This is a genomic window from Microbacterium sp. NPDC057407 (genome assembly GCF_042803895.1).
Lineage (GTDB): Bacteria > Actinomycetota > Actinomycetes > Actinomycetales > Microbacteriaceae > Microbacterium.
Genome location: NZ_JBHVCA010000005.1, coordinates 37,698 through 56,193, shown reverse-complemented (window position 1 = coordinate 56,193; position 18,496 = coordinate 37,698). Strand labels below are relative to the sequence as shown.

At 69.6% G+C, this 18,496-nt stretch carries 19 protein-coding genes; 4 read left to right on the top strand and 15 right to left on the bottom strand.

Features of this window, described 5'->3' with window-relative positions; translation table 11 throughout:
* Positions 1-7 precede the first annotated feature (7 nt).
* The 5 genes from ACFUTX_RS13420 to ACFUTX_RS13400 all read right to left on the bottom strand — a co-directional run bounded on the left by ACFUTX_RS13420 (position 8) and on the right by ACFUTX_RS13400 (position 5,042).
* A complete protein-coding gene (locus ACFUTX_RS13420; protein ID WP_378865497.1) occupies positions 8-1,024 on the bottom strand; it encodes a cyclase family protein in 1,017 nt (338 codons plus the stop codon).
* Positions 1,021-2,016 (bottom strand): fumarylacetoacetate hydrolase family protein, encoded by a 996-nt coding sequence (locus ACFUTX_RS13415; protein ID WP_378865494.1) that lies wholly within the window; start codon positions 2,014-2,016, stop codon positions 1,021-1,023. Before ACFUTX_RS13415 ends, ACFUTX_RS13420 begins: the two co-directional genes overlap by 4 nt.
* 87 nt (positions 2,017-2,103) lie before the next feature.
* Positions 2,104-3,123, bottom strand: coding sequence for a VOC family protein (locus ACFUTX_RS13410; RefSeq protein WP_378865491.1), 1,020 nt, complete (start codon positions 3,121-3,123; stop codon positions 2,104-2,106).
* A 108-nt stretch (positions 3,124-3,231) separates the two neighbouring features.
* The gene (locus ACFUTX_RS13405; protein ID WP_378865488.1) at positions 3,232-4,005 is read right to left on the bottom strand and encodes a hypothetical protein; all 774 of its coding nucleotides are present in this window, start codon (positions 4,003-4,005) and stop codon (positions 3,232-3,234) included.
* Entirely contained in the window at positions 4,002-5,042 is a 1,041-nt protein-coding gene (locus ACFUTX_RS13400; protein ID WP_378865485.1) for a Gfo/Idh/MocA family protein, read from the bottom strand. Before ACFUTX_RS13400 ends, ACFUTX_RS13405 begins: the two co-directional genes overlap by 4 nt.
* A gap of 127 nt (positions 5,043-5,169) precedes the next feature.
* On the opposite strand from ACFUTX_RS13400, the gene ACFUTX_RS13395 reads away from it, so the two are divergent.
* The 3 genes from ACFUTX_RS13395 (at position 5,170) to ACFUTX_RS13385 (ending at position 7,933) form a co-directional block, all read left to right on the top strand.
* The gene (locus ACFUTX_RS13395; RefSeq protein ID WP_378865483.1) at positions 5,170-6,435 is read left to right on the top strand and encodes an ROK family protein; all 1,266 of its coding nucleotides are present in this window, start codon (positions 5,170-5,172) and stop codon (positions 6,433-6,435) included.
* Between the two features lie 61 nt (positions 6,436-6,496).
* Complete coding sequence (locus tag ACFUTX_RS13390; RefSeq protein ID WP_378865480.1) at positions 6,497-6,907, top strand: hypothetical protein; 411 nt, start codon at positions 6,497-6,499, stop codon at positions 6,905-6,907.
* A gap of 15 nt (positions 6,908-6,922) precedes the next feature.
* Entirely contained in the window at positions 6,923-7,933 is a 1,011-nt protein-coding gene (locus ACFUTX_RS13385; protein WP_378865477.1) for a restriction endonuclease subunit R, read from the top strand.
* Between the two features lie 528 nt (positions 7,934-8,461).
* Here ACFUTX_RS13385 and ACFUTX_RS13380 read toward each other — a convergent pair.
* The 8 genes from ACFUTX_RS13380 to ACFUTX_RS13345 all read right to left on the bottom strand — a co-directional run bounded on the left by ACFUTX_RS13380 (position 8,462) and on the right by ACFUTX_RS13345 (position 15,505).
* Positions 8,462-9,340 carry a ThuA domain-containing protein gene (locus ACFUTX_RS13380; RefSeq protein ID WP_378865475.1) on the bottom strand — a complete coding sequence of 293 codons (879 nt, stop codon included), beginning with the start codon at positions 9,338-9,340 and terminating at the stop codon, positions 8,462-8,464.
* Complete coding sequence (locus tag ACFUTX_RS13375) at positions 9,337-9,753, bottom strand: DUF6379 domain-containing protein (RefSeq protein WP_378865472.1); 417 nt, start codon at positions 9,751-9,753, stop codon at positions 9,337-9,339. Before ACFUTX_RS13375 ends, ACFUTX_RS13380 begins: the two co-directional genes overlap by 4 nt.
* Positions 9,754-9,762: 9 nt before the next feature.
* Positions 9,763-10,548 carry a nuclear transport factor 2 family protein gene (locus ACFUTX_RS13370; protein ID WP_378865469.1) on the bottom strand — a complete coding sequence of 262 codons (786 nt, stop codon included), beginning with the start codon at positions 10,546-10,548 and terminating at the stop codon, positions 9,763-9,765.
* Entirely contained in the window at positions 10,541-11,590 is a 1,050-nt protein-coding gene (locus ACFUTX_RS13365) for a sugar phosphate isomerase/epimerase family protein (protein ID WP_378865467.1), read from the bottom strand. The genes ACFUTX_RS13370 and ACFUTX_RS13365 overlap by 8 nt, the downstream gene beginning before the upstream one ends.
* Positions 11,587-12,708, bottom strand: coding sequence for a sugar phosphate isomerase/epimerase family protein (locus ACFUTX_RS13360; RefSeq protein WP_378865464.1), 1,122 nt, complete (start codon positions 12,706-12,708; stop codon positions 11,587-11,589). The genes ACFUTX_RS13365 and ACFUTX_RS13360 overlap by 4 nt, the downstream gene beginning before the upstream one ends.
* Entirely contained in the window at positions 12,705-13,112 is a 408-nt protein-coding gene (locus ACFUTX_RS13355) for a DUF6379 domain-containing protein (RefSeq protein ID WP_378865461.1), read from the bottom strand. The genes ACFUTX_RS13360 and ACFUTX_RS13355 overlap by 4 nt, the downstream gene beginning before the upstream one ends.
* Positions 13,113-13,181: 69 nt before the next feature.
* Entirely contained in the window at positions 13,182-14,714 is a 1,533-nt protein-coding gene (locus ACFUTX_RS13350) for a GMC oxidoreductase (protein ID WP_378865458.1), read from the bottom strand.
* Entirely contained in the window at positions 14,711-15,505 is a 795-nt protein-coding gene (locus ACFUTX_RS13345; protein ID WP_378865455.1) for a TIM barrel protein, read from the bottom strand. The genes ACFUTX_RS13350 and ACFUTX_RS13345 overlap by 4 nt, the downstream gene beginning before the upstream one ends.
* A gap of 136 nt (positions 15,506-15,641) precedes the next feature.
* Between ACFUTX_RS13345 and ACFUTX_RS13340 the strand changes: the two genes are divergently transcribed.
* The gene (locus tag ACFUTX_RS13340) at positions 15,642-16,628 is read left to right on the top strand and encodes a LysR family transcriptional regulator (protein WP_378865452.1); all 987 of its coding nucleotides are present in this window, start codon (positions 15,642-15,644) and stop codon (positions 16,626-16,628) included.
* Here ACFUTX_RS13340 and ACFUTX_RS13335 read toward each other — a convergent pair.
* Both ACFUTX_RS13335 and ACFUTX_RS13330 read right to left on the bottom strand, forming a co-directional pair.
* Complete coding sequence (locus ACFUTX_RS13335) at positions 16,618-17,454, bottom strand: carbohydrate ABC transporter permease (protein ID WP_378865449.1); 837 nt, start codon at positions 17,452-17,454, stop codon at positions 16,618-16,620. The two genes, ACFUTX_RS13340 and ACFUTX_RS13335, sit on opposite strands and share 11 nt — an antisense overlap.
* 4 nt (positions 17,455-17,458) lie before the next feature.
* On the bottom strand, positions 17,459-18,457 hold the full coding sequence (locus ACFUTX_RS13330) for a carbohydrate ABC transporter permease (RefSeq protein WP_378865446.1): 999 nt from the start codon (positions 18,455-18,457) through the stop codon (positions 17,459-17,461).
* Between the last annotated feature and the right edge of the window lie 39 nt (positions 18,458-18,496).

The following is an 18,496-nucleotide window of genomic DNA, read 5'->3' as shown; positions in this document are numbered from 1 at the left end:
GTGAGGGTCAGAGGATCGCGACCGGGTTGATCGGCGATCCGACGGCCCCCGTGATCGGCAGCGGCGCGGCCGACAGAAGCATCTCGTAGCGTCTCAGACGCGCGCACTCGTCGGCGAGCGCTTCGAGGTTCCACATCTCGCCGATCGTGAGTCCGATGTTGGGGATGACGACCTGGTGCAGCGGCTGGAACGCGGGGGCGTCGAACTCGTTGGGCCGCACTTCGAAGCCCCACGTGTCGGTGGCGATGGCGGCGATCTCGGTGCGGTGCAGCCAGCCGGCCGTGGTCAGGGAGAGGCCCGGCGCGGGACCTCCGGCGTAGTCGCCCCAGCCGTCGCGGCGGGTGCGGCCGTACTGGCCGGTGCGGACGAGGACGATGTCGCCCCGGCCGACGGCGCTTGTGGCCCCCTGCGCGGCGATGCACGACTCGAGGTCGTCGACGGTGATGGCGTAGCCGTCGCGCAGCTCGCCCGTCTCGGGCTCGAGGTGGCGGCCCAGGTCGAGCAGCACGCCCCGCGAGACGATGACGGATGCCGCGTGCTCGATGCCCGTCACGAGGTCGCCGTCGCTCGTGACGACGTCGCCGGCCCGTCGCCCGTTCCAGGCGTTGCCGTGGTCGAAGATGTGGCCGAGGCCGTCCCACTGCGTCGAGCACTGGAGGGGCATCGCGATGACGTCGTCGGCGCCGCCGATGCCGTGCGGGAATCCCTGATTGCCGCGCTCGGCGTCGGTGCCGGTGTCGGTCATGGTGTGCACGGGGTTGGTGCGGCGGCGCCACCCCTTCTGCGGGCCGTTGGTGTCGAACGCCTGCGCGAGCGAGATCACCGTGCCCTCGCGGACCAGGCCGGCGGCCTCGATCCGCTTGGCGGCATCAATGAAGTTGAGGGTGCCGAGCACGTCGTCCTCGCCCCATCGACCCCAGTTGCGGAAGGCCTCCGCGCGCACCGCGACCTCGCGCTCGGGGTCGGTGCGGTCGAGCTCGGCGGGGTTCTCGGTGGGCGCCGTGCCGGTCGACGGCGGGGTCATGAGCGCGGTTCCTGCGTCGTCGCCTCGGTGCCCGACCGCGGTTCCGCGACGCAGCGGACGACCTGCGTGCCGAGCCCTTCGATGGACCCCGTCATGACGTCGCCGTCGCGCAGGAATCGCTTCCAGTGCTGGCCGTTGCCGGCGGGGCTGCCGGTGAGCAGCAGATCGCCCGGCAGCAACGGCATCGTCTGCGAGGCGCCGGAGACCAGGGCGGGGATGTCGAACAGCAGGTCGGAGGTCGAGGCATCCTGCATCACCTCGCCGTTGAGCTCCAGCCGGACGTTGAGATTCGAGCCGTCGACGAACGGGGCGGGCACCAGCAGCGGACCCGTGGGCAGGAAGCCCGGGGCGTTCTTCGCCCGGTACCAGTCGGTGCCGATCTCTTTCATGTCCTTGCGGAACACGAGGTCGCGCGTCGTGATGTCGTTGACGATCGTGTAGCCGGCGATGTGGTCGAGCGCGTTCTCGCGGCTCACCCGGAACGCTTCGCGACCGATGACGACGGCCAGTTCGAGCTCCCAGTCGTGGACATTGCTGTACGCCGGCAGCACGAGGGGCACGTCGTCGCCGACGACGGCCGCCGGGAGCCCGATGAAGAAGTACGGCTCGCCGCTGCGCTTGCGCTCGTCCATGATGTCAGCGGCGAAGGAGCGGGCCTGATCCGGGGTGCGCGTGCCGTCCTGGGTGAGGCCGGCGACGACGAGTTCGATGACGTGCTGGCGGTAGTTCGCCCCGGTCTGCAGCACCTGCCGCGGCTCGACCGGCGCCACGAGGGTGAGCTCGGCGACGGGGCGCGTGTCGGTCGACTCGCTCGCGAGACGGGTCAGGCGGTCCCAGTCGGGGTCGGCGAGGAAGTCGTTCAGTGTGGCGGCGCCGAGGTCGTCGGGGCCGAGGTCGCGGACGCGGTCGCCGACGAGCAGCCCGAGCTGGGTGCCGCCGTCCGACCGGTAGCGCACCAGGGCGAAGGGGGCGTCGAACCGTTCGATCGTCATCGAGTGTGTTCCTTCTCGCTCATCATCGTGCGACGTTGGTGTCGCGGGCGGCCACGGCAAGGAGGTACCGTGACCGCCCGCGAGGCTTCAGCCCTGCCCCTGCTTGGCGTAGGGGTTGAGGAGCGCGTCCCGGATCTCGTCGGGCACGCCTTCCTCGGTCGCCGAGGGACCGTCGGCGGGCGGGAACGACTCCGTCATCGACATCGGCATGACGCTGTTGCGGTAGAAGTTGTTCGACCCCTGCGACGGCTTCCAGGTGTTGGCTTCCCAGTCGGGCACGTAGTTGCGGTAGCCGCCGGTGTTGAGTTCGATGCGCAGGCTCGACGGCTCACGGTAGTAGAGGAAGTTCTGCTCGCCGATGCCGTGGATCGAGGGTCCGTACTCGATCGGGTAGCCGTTCTCGCCGAGGAGGTCGGCGGCGATCAGCAGCTCTTCGCGCGTGTCGACCCAGAAGGCGTAGTGGTTCACGCGGCCCGCGCGGGTCGAGCCGTCGAGGACGACGCCGAGGTCGTGCGACTTCTCATTGGTGGTGAGCACGGAGAAGACCGAGATGGGGGCCTCGTCGAGCACGGTGCGCGCCATGAAGCGGAAGCCGAGCACATCGACGTACCACTGCACGAATGCGTCGACGTCACTGGTGGCGACGGTGACGTGGTCGAGCTGGCGCGGAGCGCCGGCGACCTTGCTGCGGCGCGACGGGCGGTCGGGGTAGATCGACGCGGCGTCGCCCTGGGTGTCGTGGTGGCGGGTGACATCCCAGTGGAGCGTCATGTTGTGGCCGAAGGGACCGGTGTAGCGGTAGGCCCGGCCGATGCCGTTGCCCTCGAACCACTCGCCTGTGACGCCGGCCGCCTCGATGTTCGCGACGGCGGCCTGCAGCGCCTCCGCCGAAGACGTGCGCCAGGCCATCGTCTCGAGGCCGGGCTCGTCGCCCTTCACCACCACGACGGAGTACTTGTAGTAGTCCCCCCAGCAGCGGAGGTACACGCGGTCGTCCTCGCGGTCGACCTCGACCAGTCCGACCTGGTTGACGTAGAAGTCGACGGATGCCTCGACGTCCGGCGTCGTGATCGCGACGAACGAGAGGTGGGACAGCAGCTTGATCATCTTCGATCCTTTCCGGTGGGACGGAGGAGATCCCGACCCTTCTTCCACTATCCGACCGAAGTCCGTATCAGGGAACCGGATTGCATCGATGGCGGTCATCGACCGCGGTTATAAGAGAGCGCCGCGGTCAGGCACGCCAAGGATGAGTTCAGCGATGCCGGCGTCGTGGTTCAGCTCCGCGAGGTCGTCGCAGGCAGCTCCGGCTATGGCATCGAGCGCCCGTCGGAGAGCCAAGCGCTCACGAGCCTCATACCGGCCCGGGCGGGTGAGAACACCATCGGCGTCGTGGATCGAAGAACGACGGATGCCGGCGACCGCGTCGATCTCGACCTCCAGGCGCGTCGCGCCCAGGCCATCGACGGACAACGCGGGGGCGATCGAGGTGTCCTGCCGCGTCGCGGTCAGCACGGCGGTCAGCCCTCCGTGCCCGACGACCTCGGCGAGGACCGCGTCCGGGGTGCGGTCGGCGGACACGACCGAGACGGGTGCTCCGGCGAGGAAACGGAGCCAGCCGATGCCGTCCAGCAGCGCCGCCCGGAAATCGGCCGGGCCGCTCACGACATCCACGAGGACGTGGCGCACCGCGACACCTCGTGCCGCCTCCACATCATCCGGACGGAGGAACGGCCGATCGACGACGACCGGGGCCGCGGCATCCGTCAACAGCTCCATTGCCGCACGCGACGCATGCGCGGGATGCGTCAGCACGACGGCGGCGGGGCCTGCTTCGAGAAGCCGCCGCACCCCATCGACGCCCTCGGTCGCCGCGTCGATGACGCAGACCGCCCCGGCGGGCGTGGTCGCGCGTTCGAGCCGGTCGGGAAGCTGCGCGACGGCCGCGGTGAAGCGCTGCTGGTGCGCCCATACCTTCGTGCGGCTCATGCTGCTCCCCCATCGCGGATCGCGTCGGCCACCGCGTCGGCGAGGATGATCGCGAAACGGGCGTCGGCCTCGAGCTCCTCGAACTCCATGGGCAGGTCGCCCCGCAGCAGCGCCGCCAGCGCACGCCACTCCTCGAGGTACCCGTCGCTGGGCTCGACGGGGAAGCGGAGGATGCGCCCTTCCTCGTCGCGCACCCGCACCGCGGCGCTCCCCGCGTGCACGAACGGAGGCGGGAAGTCGACATCGACCCGATCGTGGGTCGTGGCGATCCGCACCCGCCAGAGACTGTCGGCGCCCGACGCGTTGATGAGCGCCGTGAGGCGGACCAGCGCGCCACTGGCGCGGAAGCCGATGTCGTAGCCGATCGGCGGGAGCGCCCGTGCGAAGGAGATCTCCTCGAAGACGGGCGCCACGTCCCGCACGAGGGGCAGGTCGTGGATCGCGAGCCCCAGCACCAGCTGGCGCACGATCGCCGCCGACAGTGCGCGGTCTGCGGGATCGACCGGCGGGCGGTCCGGCGGCGACAGAGCCGGCACCGGGTCGGACACCGCCTCGTGATAGCGACCGTTGGGAGCGAGCGAAAGCGTCGCCGAGACGCTGAGCACACGGGCCGACGCGGCGTTCAGGTGGTGCTTGACGTGACCCCACGCGGGATCGAACAGGTGATTCGTGCCGACCACCAGCGTCACCCCCGCGCCCGTGCACGCCTCGACCACCGCGTCGAGCTCGGCCGACGTGGTCGCGATCGGCTTCTCACAGAACACGGCCCGCTTGCCGGCGCGGACCGCGGCGAGGATGAGCTCGGCGTGCGACGCGGGCGGCGTGCAGATCGCGACGACCTCGACGTCCGGATCGGCCAGAACGTCGGCGGCATCCGCTGAGAATCGCACACCATCTCGCCGAGCCAGCTGCTCGGCCCGCCCGCCTCCCAGGTCGGCGAGGTGCACGACGCGGAAGTCGGCGGGAAGGGCGCCGAGGGTCGGAAGGTGCAGAGCCCACGTGCCCGGCCCAGCGCCGATGATCCCGACGTTGTGCATCGTCGCTCCGTTCGTCGTGGGCGACACTACCCGGTCTTCGGCTGGAATGGAACCAAAGTTGGGTCAGATTGCGGCGTTCAGCGTACGAGTTGCGTCGTCGACGACAGCGCTTGTGTCAGAATCAACCATGGCCACGCAGTCCACACTCCGCTTCGGAGCCCAGACCGACGAGGTGACGAGCCTCCTCCGCATCGTCAACATGGTCCGCACCGGCGATGCGGTCACGCGACCCGACATCGGCCGCGTGACCGGCCTCGGCCGGGGCGTCGTCGCCCAGCGCGTCGACCAGGCCATCGAGATGGGCTTCCTCGGCGACGGCGAGTACGGTCCGTCGTCGGGAGGGCGCGCTCCCCGCACCCTGCGGTTCCGGTCGGAACAGGGGCTGATCGTCGTCTGCGCACTCGGTGCGCTGCACATCCACGTCGGCCTCACCGACCTCGACGGAGCGATCATCGACCAGTCGCACCGGGATTGGGAGATCGCCCGCGGCCCGGCCGAGACCCTCGAGGCCACCCTCGCCATGGTCGACGATCTCCGCGCGCGCAACGACGCCGCGCCGATCTGGGGCGTCGCGGTCGGCCTGCCCGGGCCGGTCGACTTCGCCACCGGCCGCCCCGTCGCCCCGCCCATCATGCCGGGGTGGAACGGGTTCGACGTGCGCCGACGGTTCGAGCAGCACTTCGACGCGCCGGTCTGGGTCGACAACGACGTGAACCTGCTCGCGTACGGCGAGCGCGCCCGCCGGCGCGACGACGACCTCGACCTGATCTACTGCAAGATCGGCACCGGCATCGGCGCCGGACTGCTGTCTCGCGGGCACATCCATCGGGGCGCCAACGGCGCCGCCGGCGACATCGGTCACGTGCGCGTCGCGGGTTCCGAAGCGCAGTGCCGGTGCGGGAAGATCGGATGCCTCGAAGCCGTCGCCGGCGGCTGGGCTCTCACCCGCGACGCCGAGGCGGCCATCGCCGGCGGCGCGTCCGGTCAGCTGGCCCGACAGGCCGCGGACGGCACCGCGCCGACGCCGGAGGTCATCTCACGCGCGGCCGAGAACGGCGACGCCCTCGCGATCTCGCTGGTCCAGGCATCCGCCCGCGTCGTCGGCGAATCGATCGCCGCCCTCGTGAACATGTTCAACCCGGGAGTCATCGTCATCGGCGGCGCCGTAGCCGCGGCCGGCGAGGTTTTCCTGGCCGAGGTGCGGCAGCGGGTGTACGAGCTGTCGCTTCCGCTCGCGACGCGCGATCTGAGCATCGTGCAGTCGGTCGACGACGTCAGCGAACCGTTGCGCGGCGGTGTCGAGATGGTCAAGGAGCAGCTCTTCGAGGCGACGTTCCCCCGCTGGTTCGCCGACCGGCGCCCTCCCGTGTCGCTCACCTCGAACGCCGCCTGACTTATTCCGTTTTTCGACTAAAGCGTGTACCTTAGGTGCTAAAGCCACCTGAGGAGCCGCGATGACGCTGTCCGCTCTGCGCGATGACGCGCTCTCAACGCGCCCCGACGGCTTCGTGCTGCGACTGTCGCTCCCGTGGATCCGGTCACTCCCCCTCGCCAGCCTGCACGACGTCGCGGTGGAGATCGACGGCGAACCCGCGGGCCAGCTGACCGCCGAGATCGGCGACCGGTCCGTGACGCCGGCGGCATTGCGGCACGAGCGGGGGTGGTGGTTCATCCAGGACCGGGTGGTGCTGCGCGGCCGGCGCCCCGTCACCCCAGGGCGTCACACGGTGACCGTCACGTTCCACCTCGTCATCCCCTATCTGCCGGCGGGCCCGGACGGGCCGCTCTCCCTCCCGTTCTCAACGACCCGAGCGCTCCAGACCGACGTCGCGCCGGTCGCCACCGTCTCACGCGATGTCGCCTGACCCGATCGGAACCCCATGACGACACCGATCCCCGACGCCTGGACCCTCTCGGCGAGCGCGTTCAACCTGACCCCGACCGTCATCGAAGCGCGTCGCGACGCGACCGAGGTGGCGGCATCGCTCGTCGCGGAGGGACTCGCGTCGCACATCGAGGTGGAACTCGGCCAGCTGTGGCGGTCGTTCCCCGAGCCGCTCGCCCGCGATGCCCGGGCGCTTCGCGATATGCTCGCGCAGCTCGGCGGCCGGGTGAGCATCGTGGGCGGCAGCATCGACGACTGGGCCGGGCCGAACCGTCGGCGCAGCGACGACGAGCGCTACGACTTCCTGCTGCCGCAATTGCGGACGGCGGCGGCGCTCGGCGCGACCGGCCTGCGACTGCCCCTGGGCCAGGCGGGCGCGGACCTCCTGCATCGCTTGGTGCCCGTGCTCGAAGAGCTCGACGTCGTGCTGTTCGAAGAGGCGCAGGGCTCGGGCTCGCCGTCGAACCCGGCTGTCGCGCCGGCATACGACACCATCGCGAGGATCGACAGCCCGCACCTGCGGCTTCTCGTCGACATCAGCATGCTCATGCCGGCGCTGCCGGTGACCTACCTCGAGCTGCTCGACGCCAGCGACCTCCCGCGCGATCTCGTGCGCCGGCTGCGCGACGAGTGGCAGGATCCGGCGACGACGGGGGCCATCGTGGACGTTCTCCGTGCCGGAGAGGTGCCGCCCGGCATCCATACCCTCTTCATGAACCTGCTGGTGCGATTCGGCCGTTCCTCGGTGGCCGAGCTCGACCCGGTGCTGCCCCTGCTGTCGGCCGTGCACCTGAAGTTCTGGGATCTCGACGATCGCGACGACCGGGTTTCGCGACCGATCCGCGAGCTGGGCGCGACACTGCGCCGGTCGGGATTCGCGGGCACGCTCTGCAGCGAGTGGGGCGGGCAGGAATGGCTCGATGACGACCCGCTCGAGATCACACGCGCGCACCTCGCGCTCGCGTCGGCCGCCCTCGCGGCGAGCCAGAAGCCGGCAGCCGCCTGACTCCCGCCGGTCAGCCCGGTTCGCGCGGCGGGTGTCGGGAAATCAGGAGAATCGGGGTCCGGTCGGCTGACCCGAGGCAGCCGGCCGGCGTGTCTCCTGCTTTCTCGACGCCCCCGCGGTCAAACGCCGGGGAGAATCCGGGGGCGCGACGCCGTGTGGGTGCGGTACGGCCCGTATGAGCCCCGCGCTTTCACGCCGGTGTCGGGGCCACGGCCGGTGTCGGGAAACCAGGAGAAACCCGGTCGGATCGGCTCACGCGCTGCCGCCGGGCGGCGTGTCTCCTGTGTTCTCGACGGTCTTCCGCAGCGCGCCCCAACCAGGGGAGGGGCACCGGATGCCGCAGCTCCGGCCTCTCGGGGCGCCGAACCCAGCCGACACGCCGACCGCACCGGCGGGTCGCGCACCAACCACGCCCCAATACCCGCCTGCCCTCCCGTTCGGGGCGCGTTCGCGCGTTCGGGGCGGGTTCTTCCGCGCCCCGAACCCGGCAGCGCGCCCCCAACCGAGACCCGCTGCCCCCGGCCCGGGTCAGCCCTCGTGGTTGTAGTACGGCCAGGGGAGGAAGCGCCGCTCGCCGCGCCGGTCGGGGCCGTTCAACGTGACCTCGCCGGTCGCCGCCCACTCGACACCGCGCGGGAACATCCGGATGAACTCGATGCGCCGGAACGTGTCGATGTCGTGGCCGATCGTGATCGTGAACGAGCGGCCTGCGCCGTATTCGTTGATCCAGGCGATCGGCTGGTCGGTGTTCATGCCCGGCAGCGCGGCGACGCCCTCGGGCGGGATCGCGACGGGATAGTGCGACATCGGCCAGACAGGGGCCTTCTCGTAGGACTCGAGGTCGTCGAAGGTCGTCAGAAGCACCTGCGCGCCGTCGGCGATCTCGACGCCGGTGAGGATGTCGTCGCCGGTGACGGTCCAGCGGGCGCTGATCCCTTCGGTGATCGGATGCCGCGGCTCCGCCGTGTCGAGCTGCGCCTCGCCCCACGGGCGAGGCCGCAGGCCCCCGGCGACGGTCAGGCGCGACCCGCGCATGACGTTGTACTCCTCGGGGTAGCCCCAGTCGTCCTCCTGCGCGGCCGACCCGTGGAACCAGACGATCCCCTTGCCGTCGTCGTGGACGAACTTGAGCAGCGCCGCGTCGGTCTCGGCGCCGAAGCCGACCGCCTTGTCGAAGTAGCCGTCGCGGCCCTCAAACACGACGATCACGACGTCGTACTTGTCGATGACGGCGGCCCCGAGTCCGCGCGGGTCCTCGACGACCCGCACCCGGAACCGGCCGGTGTCTTCGAGGAGGGTCGTCAGCCACTGGTTGTGCTGCCGGAAGCTGCGGTGCTCGTTGTCGTGCTCGCGGGTCATGTGCCCCGACAGGATGAGGGCGTCGAGCACGTTGCCGCCGCGCGTCATGCGAGCACGACCTCGCGTTCCACGGGCACGCGGTTGGTGACGTAGCGACCGGGGCCGCCGTCCTGCCCGGGCATGATCTGCATGTACAGCAGGCGCATCGTGAGCACGACCTCGACGGTCAGCTTCTCGCCCGGTGCCGGCTCATGGTCGAGCGGGATCACGACGTCGGGCCGGTCGGCGACGAACCACAGGGTGTCGGACTGCTCGGGCAGCTCCTCGACCCGGTACGTCTTGCCCTGCAGCTCGAACCGCAGCGATCCCTTCGGGACCTCGACGCCGTTGACGGATGCCGCGACATCGTCGACCGCCGACAGCCAGAGGCTGCGGTACCAGGGCAGCTGCACCGAGACCGCGATGCCGCCGTCGACGCGACGCACGTCCTTCTCGGAGAAGAGGGAGTTGTGGGTGGCCATGGCGCTTCCTTACGCGTACGTGTCGGTGAAGGTCTCGTGCGGCACCGGCGGTGCGGGCTCGAGCTTCTGGACGGTCTCGGGGCTGTAGGGGTGGTTCGTCGACGGCACCGGCTCGTCGGCCGGCGGCATGAAGACGGGCTTGCCGTCGTCGCCGAAGTACATGAGGTCGAGGTCGAACGCGCCCTGGTTCTTCAGGCCGAAGCTGACCCAGTTCTCCTCGAACGGGGCACGGGCGAGCTCGTAGCAGCGGAACTTCCAGAACTTCCACTCGCCGTCCTGCTTGAGGAAGTCGATGGCGTACTTGCACCACACCCAGTGCGCCCAGACCTTCTTGCCGAGCACTTCCTCCGGCGAGTACATGTCGGGGAACGCCTCGGCGACCTTGGGGTCGGTGAGGCCGGACTCGGTGCCGGCCATGAGCCACACGCCCTTGGCGGTCTTGCCGTCGGCGGCCACTTCGATGACGGGGGTCGTCGTGGCGTGGAGGATGAGCTTGCCGACCGGCGTCGGGCGATCGCGGTGGTAGCGGGTCACGCTCTCCCACGTCGTGTACTGCCCGGCGTTGGTGTAGCGGGCGCGGATCCCCTCCGTGCCCTCCTTCACCCACAGCGGGATGATCTGCTCGTCCTGGAACGCGTTGTGCAGGTACATGTACCGGTTGAACAGGTTCTCGACCTGCCCGCGGTCCTCGGCGCGCTGGGCGAGCCGCTGCGCGGCGACCACCTCTTCGCGCAGCCGCGCGACCTCGGCGGCCAGTTCGGCGACGGATGCCTCGGCAGTGGTCGTGTCAGACACTCGCGGTCTCCTTAACGGTCTCTTCGATCGCGCGCCGCATGAGGGCGTGCTGCTTCCTCACCAGGTCGATGGGGTCGGCCTCGCCGAGGTCGACGAAGGCGTGACCCTCCCACTCGCTGGAGAGATATCCCTGGTATCCGCCCACCACGAACTGCTTCACGATGCGCGGGATGTCCATCGCGGGCTCTTCCCCGTCAGGACCGATGTCGTAGAACTTCGCGTGCACGTGGAAGATCTGCGGCATGATGTCGAGCCATTCCTCCGGCGGCACGAGACCGTGCATGTTGAACGCCAGGCGGGTGTGCGGTCCGAAGCCGACCGGGTCGACGCCTTCGCCGATCAGGTAGTCCTCGAACTTCTGGTTGCGCACGTGCATGGGCGTCGGCTCGTGCCAGATCTCGTCCATGACCGAGAAGTGCCGGGGGTCCATGCCCATCAGCTCGAGCTGCTCGAGCAGCGTCGGCGACAGCGAGTGCATCGTCGACGAGAAGTCGGCGGTGAAGCCCAGTCGGTCGGACTGCAGCTCGTCGTACATCTCGCGGATCTGCAGCACGTGCGGGTTGTTCGGACCCGACGGCGCGTGGATCTCGTAGCCGAGCTTCTGGTCGTACTTCTCCGCCAGCGGGAGGAGGCTGCGCAGCAGCTCCTTGCCGTGCGACCGGATCACGACCCTCTTGAAGCCGAGGGTGTGCGCGGTCTTCAGCTGCCGGGCGAGGAAGTCGTGCTCCTCGTCGGGGGTCATGTCGCGGTCCTTGCGCCGGCCCATGTCGAGGTTCGTGCCGACCGCGCTGGGCTCGAGGCCGTACTTCTCGATCGAGTCGAACCAGAGCTTGACGAACTCCTGGTCGACGTCGGGGTAGGTGCGCAGCAGCTGCGCGATGTTGAACTCGATCCCCGGGCCGATGCCCTCGTCGTGCACGGCGCGGATCAGCGTCTCGGGGGTGTAGAGCCCGGCCGCGAATTCGCTCGTCATCGAGTAGAGGGTGGTACCGAGCTTGATGCCGGTCCCGGCGATCCCACCGGCTTCCTCGTGGTGGCTCATGCGTTCGCTCCCGTCGTGGCGGGCAGGTGGGCGGCGAGCGCAGCCCGGGCCTGCGAGGCATCCGTGATCATGTGCGAGCCGGCCGCCTCGGCAGCCGAGCGCTGCACGGCCTGTTCACCCGCGATGATGTCGAAGGGCGACTGCCAGTAGTTCCAGTGCCATCCCTCGTACTCGCTCGAGATCGCGCCGGAGTACCCGTTCTCGACGAGGAGGCGGATGAGGTCGCGCACCGGCACCGAGGGCTCTTCGCCGTTCTCGTCGATGCCGAAGAACTTGCCGTGGACGTGCTTGATCCACGGGAAGATCTCGAGCCAGTCGTCGACCCGTGCCGGACCGAACAGACCGGTCCCGTTGATGCCGAAGTCGATGCCGAGGTCGGGACGCCCATTCTGTGCGGCCAGGGCGATGAATCGGCCGAAGCGCTGGCCGTGATCGGCCTGATCGGCCGGCGGGCCCTGCTCGTAGAACTCGTCCCACAGCGCGACGACCTTGCCGAGCAGCTCCTCCGAAGCACCGCGGCGGCGGTACGCCTCGACGAGCGACGGCGCGAAGCCGGAGACGGTGGCGCCCCAGTCCATCGTGAAGCCGAGGAACGGGGAGCCGACCTTCTCGTACCGGTCGCGCAGCGCGAGGATGCGCGGGTGCGACGCGTACTGGTCGGCGTGCACCTCGAGGGCGAGCGTCACGCCGTGCTCCTCGGCGATGGGGGCGAGCGCCTCCATCGAGTCGGGCGTGATCGAGATCTGCACGCGCGCGATGGGGAAGCCGAGCTTCGCGGCGGCCTGGATCTGGCGCCGCATGTACTCGAGCAGCTCGTCCTGGTTCAGGAGGCGATCGCGATGGATGCCGATGTCGGCGTTGACCGCGAGCGACGTCGTGACGAGGCCGGTCTCGGCGACGAGATCGCGGAACCAGCCCGCGTATGCGTCGTCGATCGTAGGGAACCCGCGGAAGCTGGAGAAGCCGATGATCTCGAGTCCGGGGCCGTAGCCCTCGGCCGCGACCTTGCGGATCAGTCCCTCGAGGTCGTACTCGCGACCGTGGAAGGCGCGGGTGAAGCTGTAGAGGGTGACACCCTGGATCGGGGTGCCGAGGGTGCCGGAGCCTGGACGGGTCATGCGGCCACCGCCTTCCGTGCGGTCATCGTCTTGGTGTCGTGCTCTTCGATGTGGAGCACTTCGTCGGCGCCGATGACGATGTAGGGGATGTAGAGGACGAGGCCGACCTCGACGGTGTGATCGGCGTCGCCGTCGGCGACGGGGATGTCGCCCGAGAGCACCGCCGAGTCGACGGGGAACCACCACTCGTCGGTGTTGGGGATCAGCTCTTCGAAGGTGAAGGTGCGGCCGTTCATCTCCCACCGGAGGGAGTCGGCCGGGGCCTCGACGCCGTCGACCGCGAGGGTCGCGCCGGCGATGCACGAGGCGGGAAGTGCGCGGTACCAGGGCAGGCGAACCTCGACGGAGGCTCGGGCCCCGTCGGTGGTGAGCGTTCCCTGCTCGATGATGCGATCGGGGATCACGAGTCCTCCTCGACTACTTTGTCTATGTTTCTACAGTGTAATGTCGTATTTCGACATAAGCAAGTCCGGCTAGCTGGTCGCGAGCCGGGCGGAGATGGCACGCGCGCCGTGGACGGCGAGCGCGACACCGGTCAGCGTCGGATTGCATGCCGTCGCCGTGGGGATGACGCCGTTGCCGGCGACGAAGAGCCCCTCGACACCCCACACCTCGCTCTCAGGCGAGCACACACTCGTGCCGTCGTCGACCTCGCCCAGGCGGGTCGTGCCCTGGTAGTGCAGCGAGGCGCCGAGCGGCATGACGAACGGCCGGTCGTCGAGCGGCTCGCCGACCGCCTTGCCCAGGCGCACGATCTCCTCCTTGCCGCGGGCGATCACCGCCTGGTCGTGCGGCGTGAGGGTGTAGTGCAGGGTCATGGCCGGCATCCCGTAGCCATCCGTATCGGCGTCGGAGAACTCCACGCGATCGGATTCCTGCAGGTCCTTGGCGCAGAACAGCCCGAGCCCGACGATCGACCCCGGCGCCGCCGGGTCGTCGTCGGCGAGCTTCACCGGCGAGGCGTCGAGCTGCATGACCTGACCGTGGAAGGGCATGTCATCGGTGAACGGCACCCACGTGACGCCGCTGTACTCGCTGAGTCCGGTCGACCCCGCGGCCTGGTCGTCGGCGGTCTGCTCGAGGTCGCGGATGCGGACGGCGAACACGATCTGCGCCTGGTCGTTGAGGTAGCGACCGAGGGCGGGCGGACGGATGCCGGAGGCCCACAGCAGCTGCGGGGTGCGCAGGGCGTCCGCGGCCACGACCACGAACCGCGCGCGCACCTCGGCGCTCTCGCCGGTGCGCCGGTCGGTCACGACGACGCCTGCGGCCCTCCCGTCCTCGACGAGCACGCGCGTGACCAGGGACTCGTCGAACAGCGTGAACCGGGGGTTGTCGCGCGTGACGTCGCCGAACACGACATCCGATCCCGACCAGACGAGGTTGCCGTCCTCGCGTCGGTGCACGGCCAGCGGCATCCGCTGCACGCGCGTCGACGCGATGCGTCCCGCGTCCTCGGCTGCGGCCAGGCGATTGCGCACGAGCTCCCCGTACGGCGAGGCGTCGAACGCGTCGGTCGTCACGCCGAGGAGCCGCTCGCCTTCCGCGAGGAGCTCGTCGAGCGTGCCGTCGGCCTCGAGCACCGCGATCCGCTCGCTGTCGTTCGGACGCGGGCAGGCGCCGGTCCAGTGCGCGGCCATCCCTCCGACGTTGCTCGACATGGCCGCCACCGGCAGCCCGTCCTCGCCCTCGACCTGGTACCCGCTCTCGAGCAGGAACGTGCCGGGCCGGGCCCGGCGCTGCGAGGTCTTGACGATGCCGCCGACCCGGTCGTCGCTGTCCTTCGCGTTCGGACCCTCCGATCGGGTCTGCGCTCGTGCGCGCTCGGCGGGGTCGGCGATGTTCTTGACGTGCGCGCCCGGCGGCGTCGTGACGGTCGGCCCCACCTCGAAGAGCGCGATCGTGGCACCCGGCGAGCGCTCGCTCAGCACGCGGGCGTAGGCCGCGCCGGCCGGTCCGCTGCCGACGATGGCGACGTCCACCGCGTCGGGATAGCGGCCCGTCATGCCGAGGCCGCCAGTTCGCGCACGAGGGCGACGGATGCCTCCGACTCCTGGGTCGGGTAGTACTCGAGTCCGATCGGCCCGTCGTAGCCCGCGGCGCGGAGGATGCCGAAGCGCTCCGCCCAGTCGAGCGATCCGCTGCCGGGCTCGCCGCGACCGGGAGCGTCGGCCAGCTGCACGTACTTGACGAGGGATCCGGCGTTCTCCAACTCGGCCGCCATGTCCTCGCCCTCGACGGCCGAGTGGTAGATGTCGTAGAGCACGCCGAAGTACTCGGAGTCGACCCCGCGGGCGACGTACACCGCCTCGGCGGTGCGGTCGAGCAGCGACCCGGGGTGGTCGACCCGCACGTTCACGGGCTCGAGCACCAGCGTGATCCCCGAACCGTCGATCTGGGCGGTCGCCTTCTGGTAGATCTCGATCAGCTTGTCGAGCTGAACTTGCCGCTTCCACCCGCCGAACCCGGTGCCGCTTCCCACGACGATGCGGGGGCAGCCGAGGTCGTTCGCGATCGCGACGCCCTCGTCGAGCTTGCGGAAGAACTCGGAGTGGTCCCACGGCGGGATCATGAACTGCGTCCGCGGCTCGGACAGCTGCGCCGTCAGCTGGGTGCCGGTCTCTTCGAGCGCCGCCTTCAGCGCCGGGAGGTCCTTCGGGGCGGCCGGCGCGTCGACGCCCGTGGGCCCCCACATCTCCACGGCAGTGAAACCGGCAGCGGCGGCGGCGCGCACGCGGTCGTGATACTCGCCCGCCTCGGTGAAGAGGAGTTCGATGTTGGGTGCGAGCTGGTACATGAGGAATCCTTCGGAAGTCGGGGTTGGAGGTTCGTCGAGATCAGGCGGCATCGCTGTGACGGATAACGGATGTCGCCGGCATAGATCGCCTCGATAGGATGGGTCGACTCGCCGAAGCCGGAGGGATCACACTGCCGTGACCGACAACCCGCTGCTGTCCCGCCTCGACCTGAATCTGCTCGTGGCGCTGGACGCGCTGCTGACCGAGCGCAGCGTGACGCGTGCGGCCGATCGTCTGCACCTGAGCCGGCCGGCGCTGAGCGCGTCGCTGGCCCGCCTGCGCACGCACTTCAACGACCCGATCCTCGCCCGGCGCGGCAACGCGTACGAGCTCACGCCGCTGGCACTGCGCCTGTCGGAGCACACCACCATCGCGCTCGACGCGGCGCGGCGCGTGTTCGAGAGCCAGGCGACGTGGACGCCCGAAGAGTCCACCCGCGAGTTCTCGATCTACGGCTCCGACTACGGATTCGCCACCATCGGCGCCGCCGTCTCCCGGCTCGCCGCGCAGGCGGCGCCCGGCGTGCGGTTCCGGTTCATGCTGCACAACACCCCGATCGTGGACGACGCGGCGAACAGCCTGCGCTCGGTCGACGGCATGGTCATCCCCCACGGCTACCTGACCGACCTGCCCTTCGACGACCTCTGGCGCGATCGCTGGGTGGTCATCGCCGACGAGTCCAACGAGCGCGTCTCCGGAGGCCTCACGATGGAGCTGCTCAGCGAACTGCCGTGGGTCTTCACCTACCGCTCGCGCTCCGCCTTCACCTCGGCCAGCCGGCAGTTGCAGATGCTCGGGGTCGAGCCCGTGGTCGATGTCGTCGTCGAGAGCTTCCTCGCGCTGGGGCGCTTCGTGGCCGGCACCAACCGGCTCGGCCTGATCCAGGCGGCGCTCGCCCCGGAGGTCGCGCGGCTCGGCGGCCTGCGCGTGCTGGAGACCCCCTTCGACGCCACCCCGACGGCGAACGCCCTGTGGTGGCATCCGGTCCACAATCGCGACCCCGAGCACGCGTGGATGCGACGCATCTTCGCCGAGGCGGCCCGCGAGGTGCAGGCGACCCTCGCCGCCGGCGACCGCTATCTCGAGCCCGCGGGGTCGCTCACGGACTCGATCAACCTTTGAGTCCACCGGCGAACCCCTGGATGAACTTCTTCTGGGCGAACATGTAGAACGCCAGGATCGGGATCATCGAGATGATCACGACGGCGAAGATCTTGTTCCACGCCGACACGAGGCCGCCGACGTAGGTGTACATCGCGACCGGAAGCGTCTGCGTCTCGGACCCGCCGAGGAAGATGAGCGAGTTGAAGAAGTCGTTCCACACGATGAGGCCGGTGAGGATCGCGACCGTCCCCGTCGCCGGCGCCATGAGCGGCAGCACGACGCGGAAGAAGGCCTGCGTGGGCGAGGCGCCGTCGATGACCGCCGCCTCCTCGTACTCCGTGGACAGCCCGCGGAAGAAGCTCGCGTAGAGGAACACCGACAGCGGCAGGAGGATGCCGATCCACAGCAGGATCATGCCGATCGCGTTGCCCGTCAGGCCGACGCTGCGCGCCCCGATGTAGAGCGGGACGGTGCCGAGCTGAGCGGGCAGGATGATCGCGATGAGCACGAGGTAGTAGGTCAGCGTCGTCCAGTGCCGGGTGCGCCGTGAGATGACGTACGCGGCGACCGAGCCCACGAGCACCAGCCCGAAGATCGCTCCCGCGGTGATGATGACGCTGTTGACGATGCTCAGCGGGATGCTGTTGCGTCCGGTCGACGTGAGGACCTCGACGAAGGAGCTGAAGTCGACCGTGGTCGGCGGGGCGATGGCACTGGTGGTCAGCGCCTCTTCGTCGCTCTTGAGGGAGGTCACGACGAGGATGTACAGCGGCACGAGCCCGAGGAGCGTGACGATCCAGACGAGCACCTCGCGGGTCGCGGTGAGCTTGGTGTAGCGGAACATCGGTTCAGGCCTTTCGCGCGTCGCGGTCGCGAGTGACGTACTGCTGGAGGATGGCGAAGAAGAGGATGATGACCGTCAGGACGAGGGCCAGCGCCGAGCCGAAGCCGAACTGCCCGAGCGAGAACGCCTGCTTGTAGACCTGGGTGGCGAGCGTCTCGGTGGCGCCGGCCGGTCCGCCGCCGGTGAGGGCGAGGATCTGGTCGAAGATGCGCAGTCCCTGGATGATCCCGAGCGTGGTCGCGATCGCGATCGACGGGCGGATCGCGGGGACGACGACGTGCCAGAAGCGCCCCCAGATCCCGGCGCCGTCGAGGGCCGCGGCCTCTTCGATCTCGACCGGCACCGAGGCCAGGCCCGCCAGGTAGATCACCATGACGAATCCGGTCTGCTGCCAGACGACGGTGATGAGGATCGCCCAGATGGACCAGGTCGGGTCGGCCAGCCACACCTTCTGGAACTCGGTGAGGCCGAGCGCGCCGAGCAGCCCGTTGAGGGGGCCGTTGAACTGGAAGATGAACTTCCACACGTACGCCACCGCCAGCGGGCTGAGCACGACCGGCATGAAGAGCAGGGTGCGCAGGATGTAGCGGGACTTCAGCGTCCGGTTGATGGCGAGAGCGAACAGCAGGCCGAGGACGTTGGTGAGGATGACGGAGCCGAATGCGAGGAAGAGCGTGTTCCAGACCGAGCCGAGCAGCAGCGGGTCGCTGAAGATGCGCTCGAAGTTCTCGAGCCCGATGAACTCCCAGTCGCCGAGTCCGGTCCAGTTCGTGAAGGCGAAGAACCCGCCCGTGAGCGTGGCGACGTAGTGCACGCCGATCACCAGGATGATCGCCGGAAGCGCCCACCACCAGTGTCCGTAGCTGATCAGCGGCTTGCGGCGGCTGCGGGGCGGCGGAGTGCGCCGGGCACGAGGCGGCACCGTGAGGGTGCGTGTGGTGTTCTCGTCGATCGTCGTCACAATGGTCTGCTCTCTGACCTCGTCGTCATGCGCTCCGACCACGGCAGCGCCTTTGGTCCATGATCACACCCTTGCGTCGAA

Coding starts and splice junctions, on each gene's coding strand:
- ACFUTX_RS13410 (WP_378865491.1), bottom strand. CDS start 3,123: ATGATCAAGCTGCTGTCCCACCTCTCGTTCGTCGCGATCACGACGCCG.
- ACFUTX_RS13345 (WP_378865455.1), bottom strand. CDS start 15,505: ATGTACCAGCTCGCACCCAACATCGAACTCCTCTTCACCGAGGCGGGC.
- ACFUTX_RS13390 (WP_378865480.1), top strand. CDS start 6,497: ATGACGCTGTCCGCTCTGCGCGATGACGCGCTCTCAACGCGCCCCGAC.
- ACFUTX_RS13335 (WP_378865449.1), bottom strand. CDS start 17,454: ATGTTCCGCTACACCAAGCTCACCGCGACCCGCGAGGTGCTCGTCTGG.
- ACFUTX_RS13400 (WP_378865485.1), bottom strand. CDS start 5,042: ATGCACAACGTCGGGATCATCGGCGCTGGGCCGGGCACGTGGGCTCTG.
- ACFUTX_RS13365 (WP_378865467.1), bottom strand. CDS start 11,590: ATGAGCCACCACGAGGAAGCCGGTGGGATCGCCGGGACCGGCATCAAG.
- ACFUTX_RS13405 (WP_378865488.1), bottom strand. CDS start 4,005: ATGAGCCGCACGAAGGTATGGGCGCACCAGCAGCGCTTCACCGCGGCC.
- ACFUTX_RS13385 (WP_378865477.1), top strand. CDS start 6,923: ATGACGACACCGATCCCCGACGCCTGGACCCTCTCGGCGAGCGCGTTC.
- ACFUTX_RS13420 (WP_378865497.1), bottom strand. CDS start 1,024: ATGACCCCGCCGTCGACCGGCACGGCGCCCACCGAGAACCCCGCCGAG.
- ACFUTX_RS13375 (WP_378865472.1), bottom strand. CDS start 9,753: ATGGCCACCCACAACTCCCTCTTCTCCGAGAAGGACGTGCGTCGCGTC.
- ACFUTX_RS13360 (WP_378865464.1), bottom strand. CDS start 12,708: ATGACCCGTCCAGGCTCCGGCACCCTCGGCACCCCGATCCAGGGTGTC.
- ACFUTX_RS13395 (WP_378865483.1), top strand. CDS start 5,170: ATGGCCACGCAGTCCACACTCCGCTTCGGAGCCCAGACCGACGAGGTG.
- ACFUTX_RS13350 (WP_378865458.1), bottom strand. CDS start 14,714: ATGACGGGCCGCTATCCCGACGCGGTGGACGTCGCCATCGTCGGCAGC.
- ACFUTX_RS13380 (WP_378865475.1), bottom strand. CDS start 9,340: ATGACGCGCGGCGGCAACGTGCTCGACGCCCTCATCCTGTCGGGGCAC.
- ACFUTX_RS13415 (WP_378865494.1), bottom strand. CDS start 2,016: ATGACGATCGAACGGTTCGACGCCCCCTTCGCCCTGGTGCGCTACCGG.